We start from the raw sequence: 19,452 nt of genomic DNA on the forward strand, positions 1-19,452 counted from the left end.
ACCCGCTCATGGATCCGCCGGGGAACCTCGTCATGACGGACGAGGAGGAACGATGGGCTTCACGAACAGGTTCAAGACGACCAGCTCCCTGGTGAGCCTCGGCGGTCTGGTGGTCGCGATGGTCACCGGCGCCGGGGTGTGGATCGGGCACGAGCAGGGCACGAGCGACACCGGGACCAGCACGAGCACGAGCGGCAGCACCACGAGCGGCAGCTCCGGCAGCAGCTCGAGCGGCAGCAGCGACAACTCGAACTCGACCGGAAGCAGCGACAGCTCCAGCTCGACCGGCTCCAGCAGCGACAGCTCCAGCACGAGCTCCGGCGTGACGCAGGGCAACAGCAACTCCTCGTCCGACGCCACCACCACGGGGTCCTGACGTGCGCGCCGCCACCGAGTGGGAACTCTGGACCACCACCGCCCGCGTCGTGCTCGACCACCGGGACCGACGCCACCTCGCCGCCGCCGAGGCCTGCGTCCGCGAGGTCACCGACGCCGTCGACGCCGCCTGCAGCCGTTTCCGCAGCGACTCCGAGCTCGAGGCGCGCGCCGCCGAGCTCGAACGCGGTGCCGAGGTCTCGCCGCTCCTCGCCTCCCTCGTGCACCAGGCGCTCGACGCCGCACGGCTCAGCGAGGGCGACGTCGACCCGACCCTCGGGTCCCGCATGGTCTCCCTCGGCTACGACGCGGCGTTCGCCACCGACGGGTCACCCCACCCGGCAGCCGCCACGCGCGACGAGCGCGGTCCCGGTGCCGTCGCCGCGTCGCTCGACACGCGACCGGCGTGGCAGCGCATCCTGCTGTCTGGCACGTTCCTCCGGCTCCCCGTCGGCGTCCGTCTCGACCTCGGTGCAACGGCGAAGGCCGCCGCGGCCGACATGGCGGCGGCGCGCATCACCGCGCGGCTCGGGATCGGTGCGCTCGTGTCGCTCGGCGGCGACGTCGCGACGGCCGGCCCCGACCCGTCCGGCGGCTGGCAGGTGCGGGTGCAGGACCTCGAGTCCGACCCCGTCGACCACGTGCGCATCGCCTCCGGGTGGTCGGTCGCCACGTCGAGCACGCAGAAGCGGCGCTGGGAGCAGGACGGCCACGCCCGGCACCACATCCTCGACCCGCGGTGGGGGCTCCCGGCCGAGCCGGTGTGGCGCTCGGTCACGGTGGTCGCGCCCTCGTGCGTCACCGCGAACACCATGACGACGTCGGCGATCGTGCGCGGTCGCGGCGCCCCCGCGATGCTGCGCGCCAGCGGGCGTGCGGCCCGCCTCGTGTCCGCCACGGGCGAGGTCATCCGCCTGGGCGGCTGGCCCGCAGAGGACCTCCGGGCCGCCTGACGTCCTGCCGGCCGACCCCGCGGACGGCGACGGCCGCGTCGTCGTGGAGGCGACCGACCGTCGGACGCCAGGCCCGTGGCGGCGCCGCCACGGGCCTCCCGTCCGCCACCGGTCGGGTCAGTACCAGTGCGGGTTCTCGCTCATCTCGTGGCTCCACGCCGCGCAGGGCGACCCGTAGGCGTCGTGGATGTACGCGAGGCCCCAGTTGATCTGCGTGGCCGCGTTCGTCCGCCAGTCCGCCCCGGCGACGGCCATCTTGTCGGCCGGGAGCGCCTGCGGGATGCCGTACGCGCCGCTCGACACGTTGAGGGCGTTGGCCCGCCACCCGGACTCCTGCGTCCACAGCGACACGAGGCAGCCCATCTGGTCGGAGCCCCAGCCGTACGCGCCGATCGCGCTCCGGGCGTACGCCTGGGCGCCCACCGGGTCGACGACCACACCGCCGGTGCTCGGGTAGTTCGTGCCGGAACCCCCGCTCGTGCTGCTGCTGCTCGGGTTCGCCGCTGCAGCCGCCTGCTGTTCCTGCTGCTTCGCCGCTGCCTCTGCACGACGGCGCCGCTGCTCCGCCTCCTGCGCGGCGACCTGCAGCCCGAGCTCGTAGCCGCGCTCCTTCGCCGCGGTGGTGTCCTTGAGCGACGCGAGTTGGGCGTACAGCTCGTCGCTGTGCTGCTGGGTGTCCGCGACGGCGGCCTGCGCCGTCTCCTCGGCGGCGGTCGCCGCATCCGACTTCTCCTGCGCCGCGTCCGCGAGCTGCGCACGCTCGTCCTCGGCGCGCTGCGCCTGGTCGTGGAGGGACGACGCCGTCCGCGCCGCGACCGACGCGTCGTCCATCACCCCGGCCCACGTGGACGAGAGCTGGTCGAGCGCGCCGAGCTGGTACAGCAGCTGCCCCGGGTCCTTCGTCGTCGCGATCCGGGTGGTCATCTGGTCGGTGGTGCCGTCGCGGTAGAGGTTCGCGGCCAGCTGGCCGGCGCGCTGCTGGGCGCGCTCGGCGGTCGCCGACGCGCTGTCGGCCTGGGCCTGGAGGCTCGTGGCGGTCTGGGTGGCGGTCGCCAGGTCCGCCTCGGCGCGGTCCGCCGCCTCGGAGGCGGTGATCGCGGCGGCCGACTTCGCCGCCGCGTCGGCCTGCACCTGGTGCAGCGCGGTCTGGACCCGGTCCACCTCGGCCTGCTTCGCCTGCTCGTTCCCCTTCGCGGCCTGGACGTCCTGCCACGTCGGGTAGCTGGTCGCGCTGGCCGGTACCGCGGTGACGAACGGGGCGACGAGCACGCCCGCGACCACGGCGGCCACGACGAACCCTCGCCCGGACTGGGGGAGGCGCATGGACCGTACGGTACCGGCGACTCGTGCGTTCGTCGTGCGCCTCGCCCGCCGAGTGCCTGAGGACTGGTAAAGTCCTGTCCGTCCGGGGACCGTTCCCCGGGCGGCCGTCCGGGGGCTACTCCGGGCGACACACCAACACTGCGCAGACCGGGCACGGAGCTGGTCATCGGTGGTGGCTCGCGGGCGACGACGTGTCCCGAGTGCTTCTACTGCTGGCCAGACATGCGTCCCGACTCCCTCGGCGCGCACGCACCGCCGTGTGCCGTCGCCGGGTCTGCCGAGAACACGTCAAGGAGGCACCCTTTTGGAGGGTCCCGAGATCAAGTTCGCCGAAGCCGTCATCGACAACGGCAAGTTCGGCAAGCGCGTCGTCCGGTTCGAGACCGGCCGACTCGCGCAGCAGGCGCAGGGCGCGGTCGCCGCGTACCTCGACGAGGAGACCATGCTCCTCTCGGCCACCAGCGCCGGCAAGCACCCCCGGGAGGGCTTCGACTTCTTCCCGCTGACCGTCGACGTCGAGGAGCGCTCGTACGCCGCGGGCAAGATCCCCGGCTCGTTCTTCCGCCGTGAGGGCCGCCCGTCGACCGAGGCGATCCTCGTCTGCCGCCTCATCGACCGGCCGCTGCGCCCGTCGTTCGTCGACGGCCTCCGCAACGAGGTCCAGATCGTCATCACCGTCCTGAGCATCGCGCCGGACGAGTTCTACGACGCCCTCGCGATCAACGCCGCGTCCGCGTCGACGCAGATCTCCGGTCTGCCGTTCTCCGGCCCGATCGCCGGTGTGCGCCTCGCGCTCATCGACGGCCAGTGGGTCGCGTTCCCGAAGGCGTCGCAGCTCGAGCAGGCCGTGTTCGACCTCACCGTCGCGGGCCGTGTCGTCACCGACGAGGCAGGCAACGAGGACGTCGCGATCATGATGGTCGAGGCCGAGGCCACCGAGCACAGCTGGGACCTCATCCAGGGCGGCGCGACCAAGCCGGACGAGGCCGTCGTCGCGCAGGGCCTCGAGGCGGCGAAGCCGTTCCTCAAGGTCCTCGTCGAGGCGCAGGCGAAGATGGCCGCCCAGTCGGCCAAGGAGATCCAGGACTACCCGGTCTTCCCGCCGTACGCGCCCGAGGTCTACTCGGCCGTCGAGTCGCTCGCGCTGACCGAGCTCGCCGACGTCTACAAGATCGCCGGCAAGCTCGAGCGCCAGGACGCGGACGACGCCCTCAAGGCCCGCGTCAAGGAGGCCATCGCGGCCCAGGTCGAGTCCGGTGCACTGCCGGCCGAGGCCAACGGCCAGGTCTCCGCTGCGTACAAGTCGGTCACGAAGAAGGTCGTCCGCGGCCGCATCCTGACCGAGCAGGTCCGCATGGACGGCCGCGGCCTCGCCGACATCCGTCCGCTCGACGCCGAGGTCGCCGTGATCCCGCGCGTCCACGGCTCGGCGATCTTCCAGCGCGGCGAGACGCAGATCCTCGGCGTCACCACGCTGAACATGCTCAAGATGGAGCAGCAGATCGACTCGCTGTCGCCCGTCACGAAGAAGCGCTACCTGCACCACTACAACTTCCCGCCCTACTCGACCGGTGAGACCGGCCGCGTGGGTTCGCCGAAGCGTCGCGAGATCGGGCACGGCTTCCTCGCCGAGCGCGCGCTCGTGCCGGTGCTGCCGTCGCGCGAGGAGTTCCCCTACGCCATCCGTCAGGTGTCCGAGGCCCTCGGCTCCAACGGTTCGACGTCGATGGGCTCCGTGTGCGCCTCGACCCTGTCGCTCCTCAACGCCGGTGTGCCGCTGAAGGCACCGGTCGCGGGCATCGCGATGGGCCTCGTCTCCGACACCGTCGACGGCCAGACCCGCTACGCGGCGCTGACCGACATCCTCGGTGCCGAGGACGCCCTCGGTGACATGGACTTCAAGGTCGCCGGCACCTCGGACTTCGTCACGGCGATCCAGCTCGACACGAAGCTCGACGGCATCCCCTCGTCGGTCCTCGACGCCGCGCTCAAGCAGGCCAAGGAGGCGCGCTCCGCGATCCTCGGCGTGCTGAACGAGGCGATCGACGCCCCCGACGAGATGGCCGACACCGCGCCGCGGGTCATCTCGGTCCAGATCCCCGTCGACAAGATCGGCGAGCTGATCGGCCCGAAGGGCAAGACGATCAACGGTATCCAGGACGAGACCGGCGCCGACATCTCGATCGAGGACGACGGCACCGTGTACATCGGCGCCGTCGACGGTCCCTCGGCCGAGGCCGCCCGCGCCCAGGTCAACGCGATCGCGAACCCGACGAACCCGGAGATCGGGGACCAGTTCCTCGGCACGGTCGTCAAGATCGCGACGTTCGGTGCGTTCGTGTCGCTGCTCCCGGGCCGCGACGGTCTGCTCCATGTCTCCGAGGTCCGCAAGCTCGCCGGTGGCAAGCGTGTGGAGAACGTCGAGGACGTGCTCGGCGTCGGCCAGAAGATCCTGGTCGAGGTCACCAAGGTGGACGACCGCGGCAAGCTGTCGCTCGCGCCGGTCATCGCCGACGACGCCGACACCGCGTCGGGCGAGGGCCACGAGAAGCACACGCAGGACCCGGCCGAGGGCTGATCCGCACCGCGTCTCGTCGCAGCGCACGAACGGCCGTCGCTCCCGCAGGGGAGCGGCGGCCGTTCGCCGTTGGTGGTGGGTGGTCGTCGTACGCTGTTCGGCGGGCTTGCCGAGACTCGGCCCTGCGGACAGTTTCGCGGCCGACGGGCTGCGGAACTGTCCGCGTGGGCGAGTCTCGGGGCCGTCCGTCCGCGCGTGCGTCAGGCGGCGGGGGTCTCCTGCGTGCCCATCAGCTGCGCGCGGCCGAGCAGGTGCTCGCGGAGCAGGAACCCGACGACCGCGGGCGTGGCGTCCGCGGGGGCCTCCAGGACGGGGACATCGAGGGCACTCAGCGTGAAGAAGTACCGGTGCGGGCCGTGGCCGGCCGGGGGAGCAGCACCGAGGAACGTGTCGGTGCCGTACTCGTTGCGACGCCGGAGGGCCTCGGCGGGCAGCAGGGCGTCGTCGGTGCCCGCTCCGCGCTCGAGCGAGGTCGTGCTCGCGGGGATGTCGGTCACCGCCCAGTGCCAGAAGCCCGAGCCCGTCGGGGCGTCGGGGTCGTAGACGGTGAGCACGTAGCTCTTCGTGCCCTCGGGGGCGCCGGACCAGGACAGGGCGGGGGAGCGGTCCTCGCCGCCCACGTCCGAGCCGCGCGCCCAGTCGGGGAGGGCGTCGCCGTCGGTGAAGTCCGGGCTCGTCAGCTCGAAGGAGGGGACGTCGGGCAGCTTCCAGTTCGGGTCGTTTGTCATGGCACCAGCCAACACCCGGCTGCTCCGGGAGCGCCGGGGCGGGCGGGCGCCGTGTTCATCGCCGAGGTCACGGCCGAGGACACGGGAGCGCCCGCGCCGTGCCGCCGGACCCGCGCCGATGAGGCCGCGACGAGCCTGGCGGACCCGTGCCGTGTCGCCGGACCCGCACCGAGGCCGCGACCGTCCTGGCGGACGCGCGCCGTGCCTCCCGGCCGGCCGATCGCTGGCCCGTGCTCGACCTTGCCCGTCGGTGCCGCGAGAGCGACAGTCGTGTCGGCGATCGGCTCGTCCGTGCCGCGAAAGCGACAGATGCGTGCGGCGCGACGGCACCGTTCTGTCGCTTCCGCGAAAGCGACCGGGCGCGTCGGGGTCCGACCGGACTCGTCAGGGCCGGGCCCGAGCGGCAGCCGGCCCGATGCGCGATCGCGTCAGGCGCCGAGCACCCGCTCGACCACCCGGCCGAGCGCCGCGGTCGCCGCGATGGCGTCGCCGGCGTACGCACCCGTCATCGCACCGTCACGCGCGAGCATGAGCTCGTCGGCGCCGTCGCCGGGCAGCGGGTGTCCGGCGGCCTGCAGCAGGGTGGCCAGCCGTTCCGTGTACCAGTCACGGTGCATCGCGACGACCTCGCGCACGGGGTCGCGCGGGTCGTGGTACTCGGCGGCGGCGTTGAGGAACGGGCAGCCGCGGAACCCCGGCTCGTCCACCTGGGCCGCGATCGCCGCGACCCAGGACCGCACGGCCTCGGCGGGGGAGTCTGCGGCGGCGACGATGGACTCGAACCGGTCGACCGTCGTCTCGTGCTGGGCACGGACGTAGGCGAGGATCAGGTTGTCCTTCGACCCGTAGTGCTTGTAGAACGTCGCCTTCGTGACGCTGGCCTCGGAGATAAGGCGGTCGACACCGACGCCGCGGATGCCCTCTTCGGTGAAGAGCTTCGTCGCGGTCTCGAGGATGCGGACCTTCGCGCCGCCGGGACGGGGAGCCGGGGGGACGCTCGACCCGCCCGGCGACGCGAGGTTCTCGCTCGGGCCCAGGAGACGCTGGACGGCCGGTTGGGGGGAATCGACCGTCACAGCGTGGCTCTCCTTGGACTCATCGGCTCCGCGACCGATCGGGGGGAATCGATCGCGCAGGACTGATGTCCCGAGCCACCGGATCGGAATCTAGGGGGGCTTTCGATCCGGTGACGAAACTGTACCACAAGGAGGACAGACAGACGAGTCGGTCTGTCCTCAAAATCTGTACCCCAGTTCGAGGCACGTCGGGAAGCGCGGTGAAACTGGGATGGACGGCCGTCGAGGTCAGTAGGCTCGTCTGCGATGAGTCACCCTGTGCCGTTGCCACTGGAGGCCCCGGACACGTCGTTCCTGACGTCCGGCGGAGCCTTCGTCCGCCGTACCGTCCTCCCGTCCGGTGTCCGCGTCCTCACCGAGGCGGTGCCGGGCGCTGCGTCGACCAGCATCGGGTTCTGGGTCGGGGTCGGCTCCCGTGACGAGCGCGAGGGACAGTTCGGCTCCACGCACTTCCTCGAGCACCTGCTGTTCAAGGGCACGGCGACCCGTTCGGCCCTCGACATCGCCATCGCGTTCGACTCGGTGGGCGGCGAGCACAACGCCGCGACCGCCAAGGAGTACACCTGCTACTACGCCCGGGTGCGGGACGCCGACGTCCCGATGGCCGTGCAGGTGATCGGCGACATGGTGACCGGCTCGGTCCTCGACCCCGAGGCGTTCGACGTGGAGCGCGGGGTCATCCTCGAGGAGCTCGCGATGGCCGCGGACGACCCGGCCGACGTCGCGGGCGAGGCCTTCTTCGCGGCAGCCTTCGACGGGCACCCGCTCGGACGCCCGATCGGCGGCACCCCGGACAGCATCCGAGCCGTGCAGCGGGACGAGGTGCTCGCCCACTACCGGGAGCACTACGCGCCGAACGGGATCGTCGTCACCGCGGCGGGCGCCGTGGACCACGACCGCTTCTGCGCCCTGGTCGACGCCGTGTTCCAGGACGCCGAGCACGCTGCACCGCTCGCCCGCCGCACGCCGCTACCGGTCGCGGACCCCGCAGTGCCGAAACTCTCGGTGGTCCACCGTCCGACCGAGCAGGTCAGCATGCTCCGCGGGTCCCAGGGGCTCGACCTGCGCGACGAGCGTCGCCCGGTGCTCAGCGTCCTGAACGCCGTGCTCGGCGGCGGGATGAGCTCCCGGTTGTTCCAGGAGGTCCGGGAGCGCCGCGGGCTCGCCTACGCCGTGTCGTCCTTCGCGCCGGCCTACCTCGACAACGGGGCGTTCGGCGTCTACGCCGGCTGTGCTCCGGACAACGTCGCCGGCGTGGTCGAGATCGTCGACCAGGAGTTCGCGCGGATGGTGGTGCACGGCATCTCCGACGACGAGCTCCGCCGTGCCAAGGGGCAGATCGAGGGCGCGCTCACCCTCTCGCTCGAGGACTCCGACGCCCGCATGACCCGCCTCGGACGCTCCGAGCTCGGCACCGGCGAGTACACCGACCTCGCCACGGCCCTCGAGCGTGTCGACCGCGTCACGCGCACCGACGTGCAGGAGCTCGCGCAGGACCTCCTGACGCGTCCGATGATCACCTCGGTGGTCGGAGCGGTGCGGCAGGACGACCTCGAGACGGCGATCAGTACCGGGGGTTGAGCATCGACATGTCGCACTACCTGTACTTGGTCCGACACGGCGAACACCAGGACGCCGAGCACGGACTCCGTGACGGCAAGCTGTCGGAGCGCGGCAAGCGCCAGGCGATGCTCGTCGCCGACCGGCTCGGCGGCGTCCCGTTCGACGGCGTGTACCACTCGCCCCTCGACGCCCCGAGCGAGACCGCCGCGTTCATCGCGCAGCGTCTGCCGTCGATCCAGCCGCAGCCCTCGACCCTCCTGTTCGACTGCATCCCGTCCGGGCCGACCCCGGACATGCCGCACGCCTACCAGGGCTGGTACGGCGGCATCACCGAGGAGGAGATCGTCGCCGGACAGGCCCAGATGGGCGATGCGGTGGCGGAGTGGTTCACCCCGGCCCGCGAGGACCGGCACGACCTCCTCATCACGCACAACGCGGTGATCGGCTGGTTCGTCCGCGAGGCGTTCCAGGCCCCGGAGTGGCGCTGGATGGGCACGAACGTCGCCCACACGGCGCTGACGATCATCCGGATCCGCTCGGCGAAGCCCGCCGAGGTCGTCACGCTGAACGACCTGGCGCACCTGCCTGTCGAGCTCCGGACCGGGTTGCCGGTCGACCAGCCGGTCTGACCGCACCGCGCGCGGTGCACCGTCCGGTGTCAGCGACCCTGCCTGGAGGCGCGGATCGCCTCAGTGAGCCGGCTTGCGGTACCAGGCGGTCGCGTTCGGGTTCTCGTTGAAGGGCGCGACGCGCTCGTAGCCGCGGCTGCGGTACATCGCCCCCGCCGCCGCCAGCGAGTCGTTGGTGTCGAGCACGATGCTCGTCGCGCCCATCGCCGCCCCCCGTCGCTCCAGCTCGTCCATGACCGCGGTCGCGACCCCGCGTCCCCGACCCGCAGGCGACACGTACACGTGCTTCACCTCGAACCGGACGTCGACCGGACCGCCATCGGTGCGGTCGTCCGCGATCCGTCGGAGTCCGCCGCACCCGACCGGCTCGCCGTCCTCGTAGGCGACGACGAACACCCCGGTCGGCGGGACGAACTCCGACGCCGGCGTCCGCTTGCGCGAGTACGTCCCCTGGGTGCTCGGGAACGTGCGCTCCCGCTCGTCGAGGTAGGCGTCGAGCAGGGCGTCCACCTCGGGCAGGTCGGCGGGCACGGTCCTGACGTCGAGCGGCATGCCCCGATCCTAGGATGGAGCACATGGTCACTCCCGTCGCCGTCGTCGGCGCCACCGGTCGACTCGGGGCCCTCGTGGCCTCGGTGGTCGAGGAACTGCCCGACTTCGAGCTCGTCGCGCGGCTGTCGTCGAAGGACGGCGCGCACGAGGCCCCGCCGTCGGTGTTCGCGGGCGCGGAGCTCGTCGTCGACGTGACCGTCCCCGCGCTGAGCCCGGCGATCGTCGAGAACGCGCTCGCGGGCGGTGCGAACGTGCTCGTCGGGACGTCCGGCTGGTCGCAGGACCGGCTGGCGAAGCTCCGCGCCGGCCTCGAGGCCCGGCCGGACCAGGGCGTCCTCGTGGTCCCGAACTTCTCGATCGGGTCCGTGCTCGGCACCCACCTGGCGACCATCGCCGCGCCGTGGTTCCCCGCGGTCGAGATCGTCGAGACGCACCACGCCGGCAAGGTGGACTCGCCCTCGGGGACGGCCGTCCGGACCGCCGAGCTCATCGCCGACGCCCGCCGTGAGGTCGGTCCGGTCGACGCACCGCACGTCGACCAGCGCGCCCGTGGGCAGCAGGTCGCGAGCGTCCCGATCCACTCGCTGCGCCTGCCGGGCGTGAAGGCCGTGCAGGACGTCCTGCTCAGCGGCCCCGGCGAGACCCTGACGATCCGGCACGACACGAACGACGACGTCGCGTACGTCGCGGGCATCCGTGCGGCGCTGTCCTCGGTCGTGTCGCAGCGGGGCCTCACCGTGGGGCTCGGCAGCGTCCTCGGCATCGGCTGAGGCGGCAGCGTGCGATCCCTGCTGCGCTCGCCGTTCTGGGGCGCCGCGCTCATGGCGGTGCTCCTCGTGCTCTACATCGTCGTGGTCGCCCAGCGTGCCGTGGCCTTCATCGCGTCCGGCGTCGCCGCGGGCATCGGCATCGGGGTGGCGCTGTTCGTCGTCGCCGCGATCGGGCTGGTGCTGCTCGTGCTGGAGCTCCGGTTCGGCTTCCGGATCACCCGGCTCGGAGCACGGCTCGAGGCGGAGGGCGGCGCCCCGGACGACGTCGTCGAGGTGCGGCCCTCCGGCAGGCCGACGCGCGAGGCCGCCGACGCGCTCTTCCCGCGCTACCGGGAGGCCGTCGAGCAGGACCCGTCGGACTGGCGTGGCTGGTACCGGCTCGGCGTCGTCTACGACGCGGCCGGCGACCGCAAGCGGGCCAGGGCCGCGATGCGCGAAGCGCTCACCAGAGCGTCCCGGTGACGGCCTGGCGCGGCTCGCTCAGCGGTGGCGCGCCAGCGCCACGCGAGCCTCGCCGACCGAGCCTGCGAGGGAGGACGTGGCGGGCCCGCCACGCGCCTCCCGGCCGTCGTCCGGGCGCGTTCAGAACGCGGCGTCGACCGCGTCCTCGGCACGCGTGTACCGGAACGCGTAGCCCGACCCCAGCAGCTTCGTCGGGACCATCCGCTGGTTCGACAGGAGCATCTCGTCGGCTGCCTCGCGGAGCACCAGCCGGAGCGCGAACTCGGGCATCCGGAAGAGGTACGGGCGGTGCAGCACCTCGGCGACGCGGTGGGTGATCCGGTCGGCGACGGCGGGCTCCGGTCCCGCGAGGTTCACCGGACCGCTCACCTCCGCGGCGTCGGGACTCGTGGCGAGGTGCACGATCGCGCCGACCTCGTCGTCCAGGGCGATCCACGGCCAGAACTGTCCCCCGGTGCCGAGCCGTCCGCCGAGCCCCGCCTTGGTGAGCGGGACCAGGGGTGCGAGCGCGCCCCCGCCCTGGCCCACGACGATGCCGGTGCGCAGGAGCACGACGCGGACGCCGTCCGGAGCGGCGGTGGCGGCGGACTCCCACGCGGTGCAGACCTCGGCGAGGAAGCCGGTGCCGGCGGGGGCGTCGTCCTCGAGCACGTCGGTCGGTCGGTCCCCGTACACCCCCGAGGCCGACCCGGAGAGGAACAGCGCCGGCGGGTGCTCGGCGTGCCGCATCGCCTCGACGAGCGTCTCGGTGGCGGTGACCCGCGAGCGCAGGATCTCCTGCTTGTAGGACTCCGTCCACGGGAGCTTGCCGATGCTCGCGCCGGAGAGGTTGACCACCACGTCGGCGCCGTCGACGATCGCCGGGTCGAGGGGCCGGGAGCCCGGGGACCAGCGGAACTCGGTGGGGGAGTGCGGCTCGCGGCGGACGAGCGTGGTCACGTGGTGTCCGGCGTCGCGCAGCGCGCGGACGAGCGGCGTGCCGATGAAGCCGGACGCACCGGCGACCAGGATCGAGAGCGGCTGGGGGGTCGTGTCGGCCATGCGGACAACGCTACCCAGCGGTCGGGAGGCGCGGCCCGCGTGGCAGCTGTGAGGTCGCCGATGTGGGTGGTCGCGTCTACGCTCGGTTCCGTGACCGACGAGACCGTGCAGCCCGATCCCACCGTCCCCACCCCGTACGAGGACCTGCTGCGCCGCGTGCTGGAGGAGGGCGCGCCGAAGGGTGACCGCACCGGCACGGGGACGCGCAGCATCTTCGGCGCGCAGCTGCGCTACGACCTCTCGAAGGGCTTCCCGCTCGTCTCGACCAAGCGCGTCCACTTCAAGTCCGTCGCGTACGAGCTGCTCTGGTTCCTCCGCGGCGACGGCAACGCCCGGTGGCTGCAGGAGCACGGCGTCCGGATCTGGAACGAGTGGGCCGGCGAGGACGGCGACCTCGGCCCGGTGTACGGCGTGCAGTGGCGCTCCTGGCCGACTCCGTCGGGCGAGCACGTCGACCAGATCGCGCAGGTGATCGAGCAGATCCGCACGGACCCCGACTCCCGCCGGCTCATCGTGTCGGCGTGGAACGTGGCCGACGTGCCCGACATGGCGCTCGCCCCCTGTCATGCGTTCTTCCAGTTCTGGGTGAACGACGGCAAGCTCTCGTGCCAGCTCTACCAGCGGAGCGCGGACATGTTCCTCGGCGTCCCGTTCAACATCGCCTCGTACGCGTTGCTCACGCACATGATCGCCGCGCAGACCGGGCTCGAGGTCGGCGACTTCGTGTGGACCGGAGGCGATTGCCACGTCTACGACAACCACGTCGACCAGGTCCGTGAGCAGCTCACCCGCACGGCGTACCCGATGCCGACGCTGCGTCTCGCGCCGCGGGACTCGATCGACGACTACGTGTACGAGGACCTCGAGGTGGTCGGCTACCACCACCACCCCGCCATCTCGGCCGCGGTCGCCGTCTGATGTCGGACGCTGCCGCGACGGGCGGGTGGACGGAGCCCGTCCGCGGTGTGGGCATGGTCTGGGCGCGGTCCCGGTCCGGGGTCATCGGCGTCGACGGTGGGATGCCGTGGCACGTCCCGGAGGACCTCGCACACTTCCGGCAGGTCACGGGCGACGCCACCGTGGTGATGGGCCGGCGGACGTGGGAGTCCCTCCCGCCGCGGTTCCGGCCGCTGCCCGGGCGGCGGAACGTCGTGCTCACCCGCGACGCGGCGTGGGCGTCCTCCGACCAGGCCGCCGGGGCCGAGGTGGCGCACGACCTGGCGGCCGCGCTCGACACGGACGAGCCCGTGTGGATCATGGGCGGCGGGCAGGTGTACGCGGCCGGACTCGCCTTCGCCGACCGGGTCGCCGAGACCGTCGTCGACCTCGAGGTCCCGGGCGACACGCTCGCGCCGGAGCTCGGCGAGGGGTGGACCCTCGTCGAGGAGGGCCCGTGGCAGGAGTCCCGCGTCGACGGCACCCGCTTCCGCTTCCTGGAGTGGCGCCGGGCCTGAGCGCGCGCCCGCGGCGCGCGCGACCGGACGCGCCCGCCGGGGCCGCCCCGTGCCTCCAGACCGTCGACGGAACCAGGTTCCGGACACCACACCGCGCTTTTGCGTAGTGCTGTGTCCGGAACCTGGTTCCTCGGGCAGCCACCTCCCGGCCGGCCACCGTCCACCCGGACTGCGGGATCGTCGCCCGACCCCGGTACGCTGGACCCCGTGTCCCCGCGTGAGAATCCCTTCGGTCAGGTCCTCGTCGCCCTCGTGACCCCGTTCACCGCCGACGGCGAGGTCGACTGGCCGGGCGTCGAGCAGCACATCGACGACTGCATCACGGCCGGGGCCGACGGCATCGTCGTCACGGGCACCACGGGCGAGACCTCCACGCTCACGGACCCGGAGAAGCTCCGTCTGGTCGAGGTCGGCAAGTCCGTCGCGGCCGGTCGCGCGAAGATCATCACCGGCGGCGGCTCGAACGAGACCGCGCACGCGATCCACCTCTACAAGCAGAGCGAGAAGGCCGGCGCCGACGGCGTCATGATCGTCACGCCGTACTACAACAAGCCGACCCAGGCGGGTGTCCTCACGCACTTCCGGATGATCGCGGACGCGACCGACCTGCCGGTGATCCTCTACGACATCCCCGGACGCACGGGCATCCCGATCACGTACGAGACCATCGTCCGGGCCTCGCACCACCCGAACATCCTCGCGGTGAAGGACGCCAAGGGCGACTTCGCCGAGGTCTCCCGGGTGCTCAACAACACCGACCTCATGTACTTCTCCGGCGACGACACGAACGTGCTCCCGCACCTGTCGATCGGCGCCACCGGACTCATCGGCGTCACCGCGAACATCACGTCGACGCCGTACCGCACGATCGTGGACGCCGTGAACCGCGGCGACCTCGCGACCGCGACCGCCGAGCACAAGCGCGTCGAGCCGCTCGTCCGCGCCGTCATGACCCACGTGCCCGGCACCGTCGCGGCGAAGTACATCCTGCACGGGCTCGGCCGCATCGGCAGCCCGCGCGTCCGCCTGCCCCTCGTCGGGCCGGAGGACACCGAGGCGTACGCCATCGAGACCTCCCTCGAAGCGGTCCGGGACATCCCGGGCGCCGACTTCTCGAACTTCCGCCCGGACCGCAACGCGGCGGCCGGCGGCGCACTGCCGAAGGTGCCAGGCACCACACGTTAGGAAAGACCGCGGCGCACGGGCAGTGCGTCGCACGACAGTCAGGACCGAATGCCCACCCAGATCTCCGAACCGCAGCCGCTCGAAGCCGGCACCCTCCGCGTCGTCCCCGTCGGGGGACTCGGCGAGATCGGTCGCAACATGACCGTGTACGAGTACGAGGGCAAGCTCCTCGTCGTCGACGCGGGCGTGCTGTTCCCGGAGGAGCACCAGCCCGGTGTCGACCTCATCCTGCCGGACTTCGCGCCCATCCGGGACCGCCTCGACGACGTCCTCGGCGTCGTGCTCACCCACGGCCACGAGGACCACATCGGTGCCGTCCCGTACCTGCTCAAGCTCAAGGGCGACATCCCGCTGATCGGCTCCACGCTGACCCTCGCGCTCGTCGAGGCGAAGCTCAAGGAGCACCGGATCAAGCCCTACACGCTCGTCGTGCAGGAGGACCAGACCGAGCAGCTCGGCCCGTTCCACCTCGAGTTCGTCGCCGTGAACCACTCCATCCCGGACGCCCTCGCCGTCGCGATCACGACCCCCGCCGGTCGGGTCCTGCACACGGGCGACTTCAAGATGGACCAGCTCCCGCTGGACGACCGCATCACGGACCTCCGTGCGTTCGCCCGACTGGGGGAGCAGGGCGTCGACCTGTTCCTGCCGGACTCGACGAACGCCGACGTCCCGGGCTTCACCGCGCCCGAGCGCGACATCGGACCCGTGCTCGAGAACATCATCACGCGCGCCCGGAAGAAGGTCGTCGTGGCGAGCTTCTCGTCGCACGTGCACCGCGTGCAGCAGGTGCTCGACGCCGCGGCCGCCGCGAACCGCAAGGTCGCGTTCATGGGCCGCTCGATGATCCGCAACATGACGATCGCCGCCGAGCTCGGCTACCTCCGGGTGCCGGACGACGTCCTCATCGACACGAAGAAGGCGAAGAACGTCCCGGACGACCAGATCGTCTACATGTCGACCGGGTCCCAGGGCGAGCCGATGGCCGTCCTCGCGCGCATGGCGAACCTCGAGCACCAGATCGAGATCGGCGAGGGCGACACGGTCATCCTCGCGTCCTCGCTCATCCCCGGGAACGAGAACGCCGTCTACCGGGTGATCGACGGGCTCACCAAGCTCGGCGCGAAGGTCGTGCACAAGGGCAACGCGCGGGTGCACGTCTCCGGACACGCCAGCGCCGGCGAGCTGCTCTACTGCTACAACATCCTCCGGCCGAAGAACGTGCTGCCCGTGCACGGTGAGCACCGCCACCTGTACGCCAGCGCCGACCTCGCGATCCAGACCGGCGTCCCGCCGAAGAACGTGATCCTCGGCCAGGACGGCATCGTCGTCGACCTCAAGGACGGCGAGGTCCGCGTCGCCGGCCAGCTCGACATCGGCTACGTATACGTCGACGGCTCGACCGTGGGCGAGATCACCGACGCCGACCTGAAGGACCGCAGGGTCCTCGCGGAGGAGGGCTTCATCTCCATCTTCTGCGCGGTCGACTTCACGACCGGGCAGTGCGTGGTCGGACCGGAGATCCAGTCGCGCGGCTTCGCCGAGGACGACTCCGTCTTCGACGACGTCCGCCCGCAGATCGCGAAGGCGCTGGCCGAGGCCGCGGCGAACGGCACCCGCGACCAGCACGCGTTCAGCCAGGTGGTCCGGCGCACGGTCGGCCGCTGGGTCAACTCGAAGCACCGTCGTCGCCCGATGATCGTCCCGGTGGTCATCGAGGCGTAGGTCGCGCCCCGCTCACGCGCGCTCACGCGCTCGTCCGGCCGGGAGGCCCGCCACACGTCCGTCACGGACGCTGCGGCGGGCCTCCGCTCGTTTGTCCCCGGTCAGGATTAGGGTCGTGCCCATGGCCGGAGGCACCAAGTCGACCACGCGCTCGCGCGCGTCCTCGTCGTCCCGTGGGAGCGGGACGCGCGGGACGTCGCGCACCCAGGCCACGACGAAGAAGCTCCCCGCGGCCACGCAGCCCCCGGTGTTCCGGGAGCAGAACCCCCTGGTCACCTTCTGGCTGGCGATGGCGCACGGCGTCGGGGCGCTGTTCCGCGTGCTCGGCAAGGAGTCCCTCGAGAAGGACCAGCGTCGCGACGGGTTCCCGTTCCTGCTCGTCGTCCTGGCGGTCGCGGGCGCGGTCGTCGAGTGGCTGAACCCCACGAGCGCCGTGTCCGTGAACCTCGACGCGTACACGTTCGGCGGGTTGTTCGGACGGTTGGCGTTCGCGCTCCCCGTGATCATGGTGGTGTTCGCGGGCTGGCTCTTCCGGCACCCGGCGTCCGTGCACGACAACACGCGGATCGGCATCGGGCTCGGCATCCTGCTCGTCTCGATCTCGTCGCTGTGCCACGTGTTCGGCGGCCAGCCCAGTGCTGCCGACGGCATGCCCGCCCTCGCGACCGCCGGCGGTGTGCTCGGGTGGGTCGTCATCGGCTGGCTCGTCACGATCGCGACCGCGTGGGTGGCCGTGCCGGTGGCCGTCGTCCTGCTCGTGCTCTCGCTCTTCATCATCACCAAGACGCCGCCGAACAAGACCGGCCGACGCCTGCACGAGCTCTACGCGTACCTCTTCGGCGCCCCGGCACCGGCCCCCGTCGACGACGGCACGGACACCGTCGCCGAGCCGGCCCCGCGGAAGCCGCGCGGTCGGGGGAAGAAGGACTCCCAGGAGTTCCAGCTCTTCGACGACCTCGGATTCGGCGAGGACGGCGCACCCACCGACGAGTCCGCCGAGACCGTCCCCTGGTGGCGCCGCAACAAGTCCGGACGCGAGGAAGACCCGGCGTTCGACAGCCCCGTGCTGCCCGCCGCCGCGACGCAGGCCGCACCGACGGCGCCGCCGACGGTGTCTCCGAACGCGGGCGCAGCCGCCGGGCTGATCGACCACACGCCGTCCGAGCCCGGGTCCGTCAACCTCAACGACTCGGTCGAACAGGACCTCGAGCAGGCCGAGCAGGCGCTCCGCGACTTCGGCGCAGAGGTGCCTGCCGCACCCGCACCCGCCCCCGTGGCCGAGCCGACGCTGGGCGAGGCGACCCGTCCTGATGCCGGGGTGTCCCCGGTGGTCTCGCCGAGCCTCCCGGCCGAGGACCCGGTCGACGAGTCGGCCGACGGCCTGTCCGCCGCTGCGGACGACGAGGACCCGGACAAGCCCTACCGCCTGCCGGCGGCGACCACGCTGAGCCCGGGCACACCGTCCGTCGCGCGCAGCCAGGCGAACGACGACATCGTCGCGGCGATCACCGGCGTGCTGACGGAGTTCAAGGTCGACGCGAAGGTCACCGGGTTCTCCCGCGGGCCGACGGTCACGCGCTACGAGATCGAGCTCGGTCCGGGCGTCAAGGTCGAGCGCGTCACGGCGCTGTCGAAGAACCTCTCGTACGCCGTCGCCTCGAACGAGGTGCGCATCCTCTCGCCCATCCCCGGCAAGAGCGCCATCGGCGTCGAGATCCCGAACTCCGACCGCGAGACCGTGTCGCTCGGCGACGTCCTCCGGTCGAACGCGGCCCGCAAGTCGAAGCACCCGATGACGATCGGCGTCGGCAAGGACGTCGAGGGCGGGTTCGTCGTCGCGAACCTCGCGAAGATGCCGCACCTGCTCGTCGCGGGGTCGACGGGGTCCGGCAAGTCGGTGTTCATCAACTCGATGATCACGTCGCTGCTCATGCGCGCGAAGCCGTCCGAGGTTCGCATGGTCCTCGTCGACCCGAAGCGCGTCGAGCTCTCGATCTACGCAGGCGTCCCGCACCTCATCACGCCCATCATCACGAACCCGAAGAAGGCGGCCGAGGCGCTGCAGTGGGTCGTGAAGGAGATGGACATGCGGTACGACGACCTCGCGTCGTTCGGGTTCCGGCACGTCGACGACTTCAACAAGGCGATCGAGAACGACGAGATCATCCTGCCGGCGGGCAGCGAGCGGAAGCTCAAGCCGTACCCGTACCTGCTCGTCGTGGTGGACGAGCTCGCCGACCTCATGCTCGTGGCGCCCCGCGACGTCGAGGAGTCGATCGTCCGCATCACCCAGCTCGCGCGCGCCGCCGGCATCCACCTGGTGCTCGCGACGCAGCGGCCCTCGGTGGACGTCATCACCGGTCTGATCAAGGCGAACGTGCCGTCCCGTGTCGCGTTCGCCGTCACGAGCGTCACCGACTCCCGCGTCATCCTCGACCAGCCGGGCGCCGACAAGCTCATCGGCCAGGGTGACGCGCTGTTCCTCCCGATGGGCTCGTCGAAGGCGCTGCGCGTGCAGGGTGCCTGGGTGCAGGAGAGCGAGGTCGCCGAGGTGGTCGCGCACGTCACCCGGCAGGCCCGGCCCGAGTACCGCCAGGACGTCCAGGCCGTCGTCGAGCGCAAGGAGATCGACGCGGACATCGGTGACGACCTCGAGCTGCTCCTCGCCGCCGTCGAGCAGGTCGTGTCGACGCAGTTCGGCTCGACGTCGATGCTGCAGCGCAAGCTCCGCGTCGGCTTCGCCAAGGCAGGCCGGCTCATGGACCTCATGGAGTCCCGCGACATCGTCGGGCCCTCGGAGGGGTCGAAGGCGCGCGACGTGCTCGTGACCCCGGACCAGCTGCCCGGCGTCCTCGCGAAGCTCCGCGGTGAGGAACCACCGACGCCGGAGGCCCCGGTGGCGCAGGCGGCCCCGAGCGATCCCGGCGATGACGATCGGTACGGAGCCGATCCGGTCGGCGACATGACGCGCGGGTACCCTGAGGAAGCGGACGACGGACCGGACGAGGACGCGTGGGGACTGACCGGCAGGGAGTGAG

The 19,452-nt window shown here is 71.9% G+C and carries 17 protein-coding genes; 11 read left to right on the forward strand and 6 right to left on the reverse strand.

Features of this window, described 5'->3' with window-relative positions:
- Positions 1 to 30: 30 nt before the first annotated feature.
- Positions 31 to 363, reverse strand: a complete 333-nt coding sequence (locus Csp2054_RS07635) for a hypothetical protein (RefSeq protein ID WP_096898709.1) — start codon at positions 361 to 363, stop codon at positions 31 to 33.
- Positions 364 to 377: 14 nt separating this feature from the next.
- Here Csp2054_RS07635 and Csp2054_RS07640 point away from each other — a divergent pair, with 14 nt between their 5' ends.
- Complete coding sequence (locus Csp2054_RS07640) at positions 378 to 1,328, forward strand: FAD:protein FMN transferase (protein ID WP_096898710.1); 951 nt, start codon at positions 378 to 380, stop codon at positions 1,326 to 1,328.
- A gap of 117 nt (positions 1,329 to 1,445) precedes the next feature.
- On the opposite strand, the gene Csp2054_RS07645 is transcribed toward Csp2054_RS07640, so the two are convergent.
- Positions 1,446 to 2,651 carry a coiled-coil domain-containing protein gene (locus Csp2054_RS07645; protein ID WP_096898711.1) on the reverse strand — a complete coding sequence of 402 codons (1,206 nt, stop codon included), beginning with the start codon at positions 2,649 to 2,651 and terminating at the stop codon, positions 1,446 to 1,448.
- Between the two features lie 304 nt (positions 2,652 to 2,955).
- On the opposite strand from Csp2054_RS07645, the gene Csp2054_RS07650 reads away from it, so the two are divergent.
- On the forward strand, positions 2,956 to 5,229 hold the full coding sequence (locus Csp2054_RS07650) for a polyribonucleotide nucleotidyltransferase (protein WP_096898712.1): 2,274 nt from the start codon (positions 2,956 to 2,958) through the stop codon (positions 5,227 to 5,229).
- 200 nt (positions 5,230 to 5,429) lie between these two features.
- Here the strand turns inward: Csp2054_RS07650 and Csp2054_RS07655 are convergent, their stop codons facing one another.
- The gene (locus Csp2054_RS07655) at positions 5,430 to 5,957 is read right to left on the reverse strand and encodes a YbhB/YbcL family Raf kinase inhibitor-like protein (RefSeq protein ID WP_096898713.1); all 528 of its coding nucleotides are present in this window, start codon (positions 5,955 to 5,957) and stop codon (positions 5,430 to 5,432) included.
- A gap of 428 nt (positions 5,958 to 6,385) precedes the next feature.
- A complete protein-coding gene (locus Csp2054_RS07660) occupies positions 6,386 to 7,033 on the reverse strand; it encodes a TetR/AcrR family transcriptional regulator (RefSeq protein WP_096898714.1) in 648 nt (215 codons plus the stop codon).
- A gap of 246 nt (positions 7,034 to 7,279) precedes the next feature.
- On the opposite strand from Csp2054_RS07660, the gene Csp2054_RS07665 reads away from it, so the two are divergent.
- A complete protein-coding gene (locus Csp2054_RS07665) occupies positions 7,280 to 8,614 on the forward strand; it encodes a M16 family metallopeptidase (protein WP_096898715.1) in 1,335 nt (444 codons plus the stop codon).
- 8 nt (positions 8,615 to 8,622) lie between these two features.
- On the forward strand, positions 8,623 to 9,225 hold the full coding sequence (locus Csp2054_RS07670; protein WP_096898774.1) for a histidine phosphatase family protein: 603 nt from the start codon (positions 8,623 to 8,625) through the stop codon (positions 9,223 to 9,225).
- 60 nt (positions 9,226 to 9,285) lie between these two features.
- Here Csp2054_RS07670 and Csp2054_RS07675 read toward each other — a convergent pair whose 3' ends face one another.
- A complete protein-coding gene (locus Csp2054_RS07675; RefSeq protein WP_096898716.1) occupies positions 9,286 to 9,777 on the reverse strand; it encodes a GNAT family N-acetyltransferase in 492 nt (163 codons plus the stop codon).
- Between the two features lie 23 nt (positions 9,778 to 9,800).
- Between Csp2054_RS07675 and Csp2054_RS07680 the strand changes: the two genes are divergently transcribed.
- Positions 9,801 to 10,547 (forward strand): 4-hydroxy-tetrahydrodipicolinate reductase, encoded by a 747-nt coding sequence (locus tag Csp2054_RS07680; protein WP_255252653.1) that lies wholly within the window; start codon positions 9,801 to 9,803, stop codon positions 10,545 to 10,547.
- Between the two features lie 51 nt (positions 10,548 to 10,598).
- Entirely contained in the window at positions 10,599 to 11,009 is a 411-nt protein-coding gene (locus Csp2054_RS07685; protein ID WP_096898775.1) for a tetratricopeptide repeat protein, read from the forward strand.
- A 120-nt stretch (positions 11,010 to 11,129) separates the two neighbouring features.
- Here the strand turns inward: Csp2054_RS07685 and Csp2054_RS07690 are convergent, their stop codons facing one another.
- Positions 11,130 to 12,050, reverse strand: coding sequence for a TIGR01777 family oxidoreductase (locus Csp2054_RS07690; RefSeq protein WP_096898718.1), 921 nt, complete (start codon positions 12,048 to 12,050; stop codon positions 11,130 to 11,132).
- A gap of 90 nt (positions 12,051 to 12,140) precedes the next feature.
- Here Csp2054_RS07690 and Csp2054_RS07695 point away from each other — a divergent pair, with 90 nt between their 5' ends.
- From Csp2054_RS07695 to Csp2054_RS07715, 5 genes are all read left to right on the forward strand, one after another.
- Positions 12,141 to 12,968 carry a thymidylate synthase gene (locus Csp2054_RS07695; protein WP_176491612.1) on the forward strand — a complete coding sequence of 276 codons (828 nt, stop codon included), beginning with the start codon at positions 12,141 to 12,143 and terminating at the stop codon, positions 12,966 to 12,968.
- A complete protein-coding gene (locus tag Csp2054_RS07700; RefSeq protein WP_096898720.1) occupies positions 12,968 to 13,504 on the forward strand; it encodes a dihydrofolate reductase in 537 nt (178 codons plus the stop codon). Before Csp2054_RS07695 ends, Csp2054_RS07700 begins: the two co-directional genes overlap by 1 nt.
- 207 nt (positions 13,505 to 13,711) lie before the next feature.
- Positions 13,712 to 14,689 carry a 4-hydroxy-tetrahydrodipicolinate synthase gene (gene dapA, locus Csp2054_RS07705; RefSeq protein ID WP_096898721.1) on the forward strand — a complete coding sequence of 326 codons (978 nt, stop codon included), beginning with the start codon at positions 13,712 to 13,714 and terminating at the stop codon, positions 14,687 to 14,689.
- 48 nt (positions 14,690 to 14,737) lie between these two features.
- Positions 14,738 to 16,414, forward strand: a complete 1,677-nt coding sequence (locus Csp2054_RS07710; RefSeq protein WP_096898722.1) for a ribonuclease J — start codon at positions 14,738 to 14,740, stop codon at positions 16,412 to 16,414.
- Between the two features lie 121 nt (positions 16,415 to 16,535).
- Positions 16,536 to 19,451, forward strand: a complete 2,916-nt coding sequence (locus Csp2054_RS07715; RefSeq protein ID WP_096898723.1) for an FtsK/SpoIIIE family DNA translocase — start codon at positions 16,536 to 16,538, stop codon at positions 19,449 to 19,451.
- Position 19,452 lies beyond the last annotated feature (1 nt).

It is taken from the genome of Curtobacterium sp. 'Ferrero' (assembly GCF_002412165.1).
Classification (GTDB): domain Bacteria; phylum Actinomycetota; class Actinomycetes; order Actinomycetales; family Microbacteriaceae; genus Curtobacterium.